Raw genomic sequence first — 10,314 nt, forward strand, 5'->3', positions numbered from 1 at the left:
TGCTGACCGCGCCCAAGCACCCTTACACGCGGGCGCTGCTCGCGGCGGTACCCCGGATGCGGGAGCCCGGAGCCCCGGGCGTCAGCTCTTCGCTTTGTCCTTCAACGCCGCCTCGCAGGAGGGCCAGTCGTGGAAGTCGTGGTCGGCGCTCCACAGCCGGTGGGCCGCCTTGATGTTCCAGTCCGGGTCGAACGCCCGCAGCGGGGTGCCGCCGAGCTCCGGCAGGCGGCGGTCGGAGATCTGGAACACGCCCCAGTTGCGGCTGCCGTTGGTGTTGGGCAGTACGTACAGCGGGTCGAGGAACGACGCACAGCGGGCGACGGCCACGGCGGTGTCGGGATCCTCGACGAACACCTCACGGACCCGCTTGGCCACCTTGTCCTGCGACCAGGTCGTCATGCTCACCTTCCGCGCGTAGAGGGCCTTCTTGGTGGCGTCGTCGACGACGTTCGTGGCCGGCAGACCGGCCAGGACCTGGAACGCGGTCAGTCGGCGCAGGGTCTCCGGCCCGAAGTCCCCGTCGACGGCGAGCTTGCCCTTCGCCCTCAGCAACAGGGTCTGCAACTCACGTACGCACTCGTCGTGTTGTCCCATGCTCACCGTTTTGCACGCCTTGGAGTACAGGAGCCGGTGGCCGGCCGCTGACGAGCCACCGCCGGTGTCGCTGTCGGGCATCCACACGAAGCCGGCCACGAGCACCACCGCGACGACGGCGGCCAGTACCGCCCACCGGGAGGACCACTTCTCCGGCATCCGGGGCCGGCGCGGCTTCTCGGTCTCGCCAAGGGTGATCTCCGACGGGGTGATGTCGTCCGGCTCCGGCCCTGACTCCGGCCTCGGCTCCGGCTCGGGCTCCGGCCCCGACTCCGGTTCCGATTCGGGTTCTTGCTCCGGGTCGTCCTTGACCGGCACCGCCGGTGCGTCCCGTTCGGTGTCCGCGAGCGCCCACAGCCGGTGGAGTTCGCGCAGTTCCTCCGCGCTGGCGCCGCACACCTTGGCGAAGGCGTGCACCACCCGATAGTCCGCGGGGACGCTGAGCCCGGAGCAGTACCGATGCAGACTGGAACCGCTGACGCCCGCCTCCTTGCCGAGCCGGTCGTAGCCCCGACGGCTGCGGTCCTTCAGCATCCGAAGGTGGGCGGCGAACTTTTCGGTATGCGGAGAGGCAACCACACAACCACCCTCGCTCAAGCCTCTACTGACGGGTAGAAGCTACACCCCGTGAAGAGATTGTGTATGTCCTTTCACTTCCGCAACGCGGTTACCAAATGCCTTTTCGGCAGGGCTATTTGACAATGAGTCAGCAGAAATACTTCGTCCCGGTAAAGGAGTGCTTCACCCCAGGTCCAGCACCACCTTGCCGATCGCCTCCCCGGTCCGCAGCCGCTCCGCCGCCTCCGCCAGCGCCTCGATGCCGTGGCGTTCGATCTCCAGGGTCAGCTCCCCCGTCCGCAGCTCCGCCAGCAGCACCTCCGCGTCCGCGGCCACCTCCTTGCCCCGCGACATCAGGTTCACCGGCAGCAGGGAGACGTCGGCGAGCAGGAAGTCCGCGAGGTCCACGCCGAATTGGCGGCCGGCGGTGTAGCCGACGAGTGCGGCACGACCACGGGGACGGACCAGGGGGAGGCAGTCGCGCAGCACCGGGCCGCCGACCGTGTCGATGAGGACGTCGACCGGCCCGCCTACCGACTCCGCGGACAGCTCGGAGGCGAGGAGGGGCTTGGCGGGGGCCGGCACGTGGGCGAGCTTGGCGGGCCGGCCGACCACGCCGACCACCTCGGCCCCGGCTCGCGCGGCGACCTGCACGGTCATCGCCCCGACCGCGCCCGCCGCGCCGGTCACCAGCACCCGCTCCCCCGGCCGGACGTCCGCGACCGCGTGCACCGCCGCCCACGCCGTACCGGCCGGCGAGAACCAACTGCACGCCAGCGCGGGGTCCGTACCCTCCTCGACCGCTTCCACGGCGGCGTCCGGCACCAGCGCGTGCTCGGCCCAGCAGCCGTCGCGGCGCAGCCCGAGTGCCTTGCCGCCGAGCCGGACGAGGGTGCCCTCGGCGTGGGTGTCCGAGGCGAGGACGACGCCGCATCCGGTGGTGCCCGGTACGGCGGGCAGGTCCGGAAGGATCCCGAACCTGCCGTCCACGACGTTCAGATCGAGGTGCCCGACCTGGGCCGCCCGCATCCGTACGAGGGTGTGGCCGGCGCGGGGCTCCGGCACCGGCCGCTCCACCAGGCGGGGCAGCGAGCCGAAGCTCTCCAGGACCAGGGCGCGGGACTTACCGGTCGTCACAGCTTGACTCCGTATCGACGCAGGACGCGGGAGGCGACGATCCGCAGGACGCGGTCGAAGACGAACCCGAGGATTCCCAGGGTGATGATGCCGACGAAGACCCAGTCGATCCGCCCGTAGTTGCGGGAGGTCCAGATCAGCGAGCCGAGGCCGACCCTGGAGGCGACGATCTCGGCGGAGACGATGGTCAGGAAGCTGTTGCCCATGGCGAGGCGTGCGCCGGTGACGATGTGCGGCACGGTCGAGGGCAGCACGATCCCCTGGAGGATCTGACGGCGGTTCGCGCCGAGGTTCTGCGCCGCGCGCAGCTTCGACTCGCTCACCGCCATCACACCGGCGCTGGTGTTCACCGTGACGATGAAGACGGCCGTGTAGAAGATCAGGACGACCTTCGACGACTCGCCGATCCCGAGCCACACCACCGCCAGGGTGACGAAGGCGACCGGGGGGATGAAGCGGAAGAACTCGATGTAGGGCTCCAGGAGTTGGCGTACGACCGGGACCTGGCCGACGAGCAGGCCCACCGGTGCGCCGACGAGGACGCCGAGTCCCCAGCCGATCAGGATGCGGCGGCTGGAGGCGATGATCGAGTTGGTCAGGGTGCCGTCGGACGCCAACTCCCGTGCCGCGGTGACGGTTTCGCTCGGGGAGGCGACCAGGGAGGGGCCGTACGCCATCGCGAGGAGCTGCCACACGCCGATGCCGACGACGACGGACAGGGTGTACATGCCGAGGGCGCGCAGCCTTCCCGCGCTCGCCCAGGCCGGGCGTTTCCTGGTCCCCGCGCTGCCTGCGGCGGCAGCCGTGGCGACGGTCATCGGTCGTCCTCCTCGGTGTCGAGTCCCTGGTCGCGCAGTGCCTTGCGGACCTCTTCGCCGATGTCCTCCCGCAGCCTGCGGCGCAGTTCGACGGCGGCCGGGTCGTCCTCGTCGCGGGGCCTGGGCAGGTCGACCGGGTAGACGGACTTCACCGAGGCCGCCGGGCCCGCGGTCATGACGGCGATCCGGTCGGCCAGCAGGATCGCCTCGTCGATGTCGTGGGTGACGAAGACGACGGTGCAGCCGGAGGCGCGCCAGATGCGGTCGGTCTCCTCCTGCATCACCTGGCGGGTCTGCGCGTCGAGCGCGCCGAACGGCTCGTCCATCAGGACGACGCCGGGTTCGTTGGCCAACACGCGGGCGATCTGCACGCGTTGGCGCATCCCGCCGCTCAACTGGCCCGGGAAACGGTCCGCGCAGTGCCGCAGCCCGACCAGGCCGAGATACTCGTCGGCCACCTTCGCCTGCTCGGCGCGGGAGGCGCCGCGCATGCGGGGGCCGAAGGCCACGTTCTGACGGACCGTCATCCAGTCGAAGAGCGCCTCGCTGCTCTGGAAGACCATCCCCAACTCGGGGTCGGGGCCGGTGATCCGGGCATCGCCGACGGAGAGGCTGCCCTCGTCCACGGGCACGAAGCCGGCCAGGGCGGACAGCAGCGTCGACTTGCCGCAGCCGCTGGGGCCGAGCAGACACAGGAACTCGCCGGCGGCGATGTCGAGGGAGATGTTCCGTACGGCCTGCAGGGAGCCGAAGCGGATGCCGACGCCGTCGACGGTCAGGGCCGTGCCTCGGCCTGCGAGTTGGGTGGGGTGGGTTGTCACGCGGGTCTTCACGCCCTCCGTCATCACGATCCCTTCACGTTCTTGGTGAACCAACCGCTCTGGACGGCCTTCGTGACATCCGGCTGCGCCTTGACCTTGCCGGTGTCCACGAAGAACTGGCCCGTGCTCGCGTAGGCCTTGAGGTCCTCGGCGGTGAAGTCGCGGGTGCCGAAGTCGATTTCCTTGATGGCGGTCAGGGTCTGGGCCGCGGGGACCTTCACGGCCTTCTCGGTCGCCCGGGCCGCCGCGTCCGGGTCGCTCTCGGTCAGTGCCGCCGCCTCCTGAAGGGTCTGGGCGACCTTGGTGGCGGTGTCGGGGTTGGCCTTCAGCCAGGCGGCACTGGTGAGCAGCCACTGGGAGTAGGTGACCCCGTAGGCACCGGTGTTCTCCAGGATCCGGCCGCCCTGCTCGACCCCCTTGGTGGGCCACGGCTCCCAGAGGACGTACGCGTCGACGTCGCCCTTCTTCATCAGGGCCGGGATCTCGGGCGGGTCGGCGGTGATGAGGTCGACCGACTTCGGATCGATGCCCTTCGATTCCAGGAACCGCGTCGCGGCCAGCTCGGACAGGCCCGGGGAGACGGCCATCTTGCGGATCTTCGAGGCGGACTTCACCTTCGGGCCGAGAACGACCTTGAGGTACTCGCCGGACTGCTCGTAGACCATCAGGGACCGCAGGTCGGGGCTCCGGGGCAGCATGCTGATGGTGGTGGTGTCGGAGTTGCCGGACATCTGCACCTGGCCGGCCACCAGGTTGTTGACGCCTTCGCTGCCCTGTCCGAACTGGACGAGCTCGACGTTCACCCCGTGCTTGGCCCACAGGCCCTTGGCATCGGCGAGGAAGAAGGGCGCGTACGAGGCGTCGATGCCGACGCCGATGCGGATCGTGGGGCCCGCGGCGTCCTTGCCGGATCCGGCGCCGGCGGCCGAGTCGGTGGTCGCCGCGCCGCACGCGGTGAGCGTGATCAGGGCGACGGCGAGGGCGGTGGCGCCCGCGATGGGGTGTCTTGTCGTGGACCGTGCATCCATGAGTACCTCGGGGGTTCGTGGGGAGCCCGCCGGTGGCGGCTGGTCGTCAGGTGACTGGTCGTCGGGGTGCGGCCCGGGAATTGGCGCACCGTAGAACGGGGGACGGCCCCGACGCATCGCCGAAGGTCCGCTGAACGGGACGCGCAGGTGAGGCCCGGTCTCCCGGCCCGGCCGCGGGCGCCGGTCTGCTCAGCGGACCGGGTCTCTTGGGCGGATCCCGCGGGCCGCCGCATGCTCGCCTCACGGTTCACCCGGCACCTCACAGTTCCCCGGCAGCAGGAGGACGCGCACGATGACGGTCGACGACTCTCCCGACAAAAAGCCCCCGGTCCGGAGCCGCCGCAGACCAGCAGGAGAGCCCGGCCGCCAGGACTGGAAGTCGTGGCCGCACTACGACGCGGCGGGCGCCGGCTTCCGCGGCTACTGGTACCCGGTCACCTGGTCCAGCCAGATCACCGGCGATCCGCTCCCGTTCACGATCTGCGGCGAGAAGATCACCCTGATCCGGGACAACGGCACGGCGTACGCGCTGCACAACCGCTGCCCGCACCGCGGGGTCCCGCTCTCCGAGGGCAACCAGCAGTTCCCCGGCACCGTGAGCTGCCCGTACCACGGCTGGACCTTCGACCTGCCCACCGGCAACCTGGCCGCGGTGATCACCGACGGGCCCGGCTGCCGGCTGACCGGCAAGGTCTCGGTGCGCACGTACCCGGTCGAGGAGCGGCTCGGCATGGTGTGGGTGTACATCCCCCTCGCCGACGAGGAACCGCACCCCATCGACTCGCAGTTGCCCGAGGAACTCGTCTCCAACGCCTTCGTGATGGGCGGCCGGATCGACCCGCGCAGCGGCAACTGGCGCTTCGCCTGCGAGAACGGCTTCGACGAGGGCCACGCCAAGTACCTGCACCGCACGGCACTTTGGCGCCTGTTCAAGCCGATGCCGACCTGGAACATCACCCGGATCGTGCCCAAGGGCCGCTGGATCTTCCGCGTCCAGGACGAGGTCTACTGGGAGGCGGACTTCCCCGGCGTCGGCCACTGGACCAACAAGCGCTGGTGGAAGGCCCAGCCGCCGAAGGAGACCTTCAACATCGGCAACACGGGCAAGCCCGACAAGGTGAACCCGACGATCGAGGCCCAGGAGTTCCCCGGCTTCGCGTCCCTGTCGATGCCCGGCGTGCTGCGCATCGCGTATCCGAACTTCATCCACTACGAGTTCTACGTCCCCGTCGACCAGGACAACCACCGGTATGTCGGCGTGATGGTCAACTTCACCGAGGGCTGGGAGACCCTGCGTTTCTACGCCAAGTACCTCGGTGCGATCCGCTGGTTGTTCCACGGCCAGTTCTCCGGCCAGGACGCCTGGATGGTCGACATCACCGACGCGCCCCCGGAGAAGCTCTACCGCCCCGACATCTCGCTGACCGCCTGGCGGAACCTCAGCGAGGAGGAGTACGGCAAGAAGCTGGCCGGTGCGGGCGGCGTTCCCGGCACCGATCCCGACGAGAAGCCCGACGAGAAGAAGGCATGACCATGGGCCGCACACTGCTCACCCTGCTCATCGGCGTCGGCATCGCGATCGGGCTGCCGCTCGCGAAGAAGCGCTTCGAGCGCACGACGATGACCCAAGTACACAGGATCAACCAGTGACCGGCGCGGGCGAGTTGGCCGGTCTCGACGGCAAGCGGGCCGCCTGGGTCACCGACGCCTGGCGCCACGTCACCGGCGACCGGCTGCGCGAACTGATCACCGGGCTCGTCGACGTCCCGAGCCCCACCGGCGACGAGGGCCCCCTCGCGGAGCACATCGCCGACACCCTCACGACCGCCGGCTGCCCGGCCCGGGTCCAGCCCCTGGACGACCGGCAGGCCAACGCCTGGGCCCGGCTCTCCGGCGACGGCACCGGCCCGGACCTCATGCTGTACGCGCCGATCGACACCCTGACCGTGGGCGAGGAGAGCGAGGATCTCCCCTGGATCGGGCCGGAGTTGCGGGACGACATGCGCCCGCGCGCCACCGTCCACGACGACCTGGTCGTCGGCCTCGGTGCCTCCAACCCGAAGGGCCACGCCGCGTGCGTGATGATGGCCGCCGAAGCGATCGCGCTGGCCGGCGTCCCGCTCACCGGCGACCTGGTCGCGGCCTTCGGCGCGGGCGGCATGCCCACCAACGCCCGGCCCGGCTCCACCCGCCGCAACACCGGTCAGGGCGTGGGCTGTTCGTTCCTCCTGGAGCAGGGCGTGTGGACCGACTACGCGCTGATCGCCAAGCCCGGCTGGACGGTGTCCTGGGACGAGGTCGGCCTGGTCTGGTTCGAGGTGACGGTCCACGGCACCCACACCTACGTCGGCTCCCGCCACCGCCTCCCCTACGACAACCCCGTCGCCCGCGCCGGTGAGGTCGCCCGGCACCTGGAGGAGTGGTTCGTCGAGTACGCCGACCGGCACACCGCCGGCACGGTCGCGCCGCAAGGCATCGTCTCCTCGATCCAAGGGGGTTGGCCCCGGATGGCGGCGGTGACTCCGGCCTCCTGCACGCTCATGGTGGACCTGCGCATCGGCCCCGACACGACCCCGATGCAGGCCAAGCGGGAGTTCATGGCGGCCATCGGCACCCTCCGTGACAAGAACATCGACGTCACCGCCGACATGGTCCTGGCCATCCCCGGGACACAGACGGACCCGGACAGCTGGATCTGCCGCAGCGCGACGGCGAGTTGGGCCGCTTTCGAGGGACGTGAGCACGAGGCGATCCGGGGCAACAGCGGGGCCACCGACGCCAACATCCTGCGCGGCCGCGGCATCCCGACCGTGCGGGTCGGCATGCCGAAGGTCACGGACTCCCTGTTCGACATCGACTTCGCGCGCGGCATGAACACCGTGTCCGTGGCGGCGATGGAGAAGCTCACGCGCCATCTGGTCCGCACGGCGATCGACACCGTGACCCGGTCCCGCGCCGAGCTGGAGGGAACAGCAGCATGACCGAGATCGTCCTGGGTGTCGGCGCTTCGCACAGCACGCTGATGAACACCCACTGGGAGCAGACCTTCCACAAGGACCGGGCGGAGCGGTTCCGCGACGCGCTGTCCGAGGCGCGGGACGCACTGGCCGCGGCCCGCCCCGACACGGTGATCCTGGTCGGCTCCAACCATTTCCGCGGCTTCTGGCTGGACCTGATCCCGAGCTTCACGATCGGGGTCGGCGAGTGCGTCGCCAGCGGCGAGTCGGGCACCCCGAAAGGCCCGCAGCCGGTGGACGTACCCCTGGCCCGACACCTCGCCAACTCCCTTGTGGAGAGCGGTGGTTTCGACCCCGCCTTCTCGGCCAGGCTGCAGATCGACCACGGCCAGTCGCACGCCATCCAGTACCTCTTCGAGGGCCTGGACGTGGAGATCGTGCCGATCGTCGTCAACGTCTTCGCCCCGCCGCTGCCCACGCTCACCCGCTGCGAGGAACTGGGCCGCGCGATCCGGGACGCCGTCCTCTCCTTCCCCGGTGACCGTCGTGTCGCGGTGGTCGGCTCGGGCGGGCTCTCGCACCGGCTGCCCTGGCCGGACTGGCGCGAACCGCACGGCGAGGACGAGGAGTTCATGGTCGGCGCCTGGCTGAACGGCCGGGAGAACTGGCAGGACTACGACGTCCGGCGCCGCGAGATCATCCGCGCCGCCGAGGCCGCGCTCAACCCCGAGTTCGACGACGAGTTCCTCTCCCTCGTCGAGCGCGGCGAGACCGCGCGGATCACCGCGTACTCCACCGAGGAGTTGGAGAAGGTCGCCGGCAACGGGGCGCAGGAGCTGCGCACCTGGCTGCTGATGTCGGCCGTGCTCGACCACGTGCCCGGCCGCCGGCTGGCGTACGAACCGATGCCCGAGTGGCTCACCGGAATGGGCGTCGCCGTCCTCGACCCCGCACAGGCACAGAACGAAAGGCAGTCATGAGCATCTGGACCGAACTCTCGGGCATCGACTACCGCCACGCGTACGTCGAGACCGGCGACGTGACCACCCGCGCCCTCCAGGCCGGCCCCGAGGACGGCGAGCACGTCGTGTTCCTGCACGGCACGACCGGCCACCTGGAGGCGTTCGTCCGCAACATCCCGGCGCACGCCGAGGCCGGCTACCGCTGCCACGCCATCGACATGCTCGGCCACGGCTACACCGGCAAGCCCGACCGCCCCGGTGAAATCCCGGCGTACGTCGACCACTTGATGGCCTACCTCGACGCGGTGGGTGCCGAACGCGCGCACCTGGTCGGTGAGTCGCTGGGCGGCTGGGTGGGGTCGTGGGCGGCGAGCGAGTACCCGGACCGGGTCGCCTCCCTCCAACTCCTGTGCATGGGCGGCACGAAGATCAACCCGGCGGTGATGGAACGGCTCAAGACCTCGACCCGCGCCGCCGCCATGGAGCCGGAGATCTCCTACACCCGCGACCGGCTCGCGCTGCTGTGGGCCGAGTGGGACGAGGACCTGGGCGAGGAGCTGACCCGGGTGCGCTACGAGATCTACCACCGCCCCGAGTTCCAGGAGAACCTGCACAACCTGCTGGCGCTCCAGGAACTCGACGCCCGGGAACGCAATCTGCTGCGCCCCGACCGCATGGCGCGGATCAAGGCGCCGACGCTGGTGGTCTGGGGCAACAAGAACCCGCTCGGGGACGTCCCGGAGGCCGAGGCGATCGCCGCCGCGATCCCCGGGGCCCGGCTGGAGATCTTCACCGAGTGCGGACACTGGCCGCAACATGAGAAGGCCAGTCTGTACAACCCGCTGAGTCTCGCGTTCCTCGCCGAGTCGTCGTCCGCCAGCTGATCGTGAGCTCCCTGCCGTAACCGTTGATCGTGAGGTGTCCGCCATGACCGTCGTCCCGATCGCCCGCGCCGCGGCCTATTCCTCTCCGCCTCCCGTGGCCGGTGCGGCCACGCCGGTGTCCGCCTCCGCGGACTCGATGAACTCCGTCCTCGGCAAGGTGCGGCCCATCCTGGAGGCGTTCACCGTCGACGACGAGTCGCTCTCCCTGGCCGATCTCGTGCGCCGCACGGGCGTCGCGAAGGCCACCGTGCACCGGCTCTGCCAAGAGCTGGTCGTCTGGGGGCTGTTGGAGAGAGCGGGCTGCGACTACCGGCTCGGCCTGCGGCTGTTCGAGATCGGGCAGCGGGTGCACCGGCAGCGGATCCTGCGCGAGGTGGCCCAGCCGTACATGGAGGATCTCCTCCTCGCCACCCAGGAGACCATCCACTTCGCGATCCACGACGGCCTCGACGTCGTCTATCTGGAGAAGATCCTGCCGCACCGGGGCCTGAGCGAGCAGTCCCGGGTGGCGGGGCGGCTCCCGCTCTACTGCACCGCCACCGGAAAGGCGATCCT

General features: G+C 70.2%; 10 protein-coding genes and 1 pseudogene. 6 read left to right on the plus strand and 5 right to left on the minus strand.

The window, feature by feature from the left end; all coding sequences use genetic code 11:
• Positions 1-2 precede the first annotated feature (2 nt).
• Positions 3-65, plus strand: a pseudogene (locus tag ACWDR3_RS45760) (ABC transporter ATP-binding protein); the annotation flags it as partial.
• 16 nt (positions 66-81) lie between these two features.
• On the opposite strand, the gene ACWDR3_RS45765 reads toward ACWDR3_RS45760, so the two are convergent.
• The 5 genes from ACWDR3_RS45765 to ACWDR3_RS45785 all read right to left on the minus strand — a co-directional run bounded on the left by ACWDR3_RS45765 (position 82) and on the right by ACWDR3_RS45785 (position 4,956).
• Positions 82-1,173 carry a helix-turn-helix domain-containing protein gene (locus tag ACWDR3_RS45765; RefSeq protein WP_450358626.1) on the minus strand — a complete coding sequence of 364 codons (1,092 nt, stop codon included), beginning with the start codon at positions 1,171-1,173 and terminating at the stop codon, positions 82-84.
• 162 nt (positions 1,174-1,335) lie between these two features.
• On the minus strand, positions 1,336-2,289 hold the full coding sequence (locus ACWDR3_RS45770; protein ID WP_450358627.1) for a quinone oxidoreductase family protein: 954 nt from the start codon (positions 2,287-2,289) through the stop codon (positions 1,336-1,338).
• Positions 2,286-3,107, minus strand: coding sequence for an ABC transporter permease (locus tag ACWDR3_RS45775; RefSeq protein WP_450358628.1), 822 nt, complete (start codon positions 3,105-3,107; stop codon positions 2,286-2,288). The genes ACWDR3_RS45770 and ACWDR3_RS45775 overlap by 4 nt, the downstream gene beginning before the upstream one ends.
• Positions 3,104-3,952 carry an ABC transporter ATP-binding protein gene (locus ACWDR3_RS45780; protein ID WP_450358629.1) on the minus strand — a complete coding sequence of 283 codons (849 nt, stop codon included), beginning with the start codon at positions 3,950-3,952 and terminating at the stop codon, positions 3,104-3,106. The genes ACWDR3_RS45775 and ACWDR3_RS45780 overlap by 4 nt, the downstream gene beginning before the upstream one ends.
• Entirely contained in the window at positions 3,952-4,956 is a 1,005-nt protein-coding gene (locus ACWDR3_RS45785) for an ABC transporter substrate-binding protein (RefSeq protein ID WP_450358630.1), read from the minus strand. The genes ACWDR3_RS45780 and ACWDR3_RS45785 overlap by 1 nt, the downstream gene beginning before the upstream one ends.
• A gap of 292 nt (positions 4,957-5,248) precedes the next feature.
• On the opposite strand from ACWDR3_RS45785, the gene ACWDR3_RS45790 reads away from it, so the two are divergent.
• The 5 genes from ACWDR3_RS45790 to ACWDR3_RS45810 form a co-directional block, all read left to right on the plus strand.
• Positions 5,249-6,487 (plus strand): aromatic ring-hydroxylating oxygenase subunit alpha, encoded by a 1,239-nt coding sequence (locus tag ACWDR3_RS45790; protein WP_450358631.1) that lies wholly within the window; start codon positions 5,249-5,251, stop codon positions 6,485-6,487.
• A 115-nt stretch (positions 6,488-6,602) separates the two neighbouring features.
• Positions 6,603-7,937, plus strand: coding sequence for a M20 family metallopeptidase (locus tag ACWDR3_RS45795; RefSeq protein ID WP_450358632.1), 1,335 nt, complete (start codon positions 6,603-6,605; stop codon positions 7,935-7,937).
• The gene (locus ACWDR3_RS45800; protein ID WP_450358633.1) at positions 7,934-8,893 is read left to right on the plus strand and encodes a DODA-type extradiol aromatic ring-opening family dioxygenase; all 960 of its coding nucleotides are present in this window, start codon (positions 7,934-7,936) and stop codon (positions 8,891-8,893) included. Before ACWDR3_RS45795 ends, ACWDR3_RS45800 begins: the two co-directional genes overlap by 4 nt.
• A complete protein-coding gene (locus ACWDR3_RS45805; protein ID WP_450358634.1) occupies positions 8,890-9,759 on the plus strand; it encodes an alpha/beta fold hydrolase in 870 nt (289 codons plus the stop codon). Before ACWDR3_RS45800 ends, ACWDR3_RS45805 begins: the two co-directional genes overlap by 4 nt.
• Positions 9,760-9,802: 43 nt before the next feature.
• The coding region (locus ACWDR3_RS45810) for an IclR family transcriptional regulator (RefSeq protein WP_450358635.1) at positions 9,803-10,314 on the plus strand (512 nt) is incomplete at its 3' end.

It is taken from the genome of Streptomyces sp. NPDC001002, assembly GCF_053599215.1.

What these genes read in the sequence shown, in the direction of transcription:
- ACWDR3_RS45775 (WP_450358628.1), bottom strand. Translation starts at nt 3,107, where the DNA reads ATGACCGTCGCCACGGCTGCCGCCGCAGGCAGCGCGGGGACCAGGAAA.
- ACWDR3_RS45780 (WP_450358629.1), bottom strand. Translation starts at nt 3,952, where the DNA reads ATGACGGAGGGCGTGAAGACCCGCGTGACAACCCACCCCACCCAACTC.
- ACWDR3_RS45785 (WP_450358630.1), bottom strand. Translation starts at nt 4,956, where the DNA reads ATGGATGCACGGTCCACGACAAGACACCCCATCGCGGGCGCCACCGCC.
- ACWDR3_RS45790 (WP_450358631.1), top strand. Translation starts at nt 5,249, where the DNA reads ATGACGGTCGACGACTCTCCCGACAAAAAGCCCCCGGTCCGGAGCCGC.
- ACWDR3_RS45800 (WP_450358633.1), top strand. Translation starts at nt 7,934, where the DNA reads ATGACCGAGATCGTCCTGGGTGTCGGCGCTTCGCACAGCACGCTGATG.
- ACWDR3_RS45805 (WP_450358634.1), top strand. Translation starts at nt 8,890, where the DNA reads ATGAGCATCTGGACCGAACTCTCGGGCATCGACTACCGCCACGCGTAC.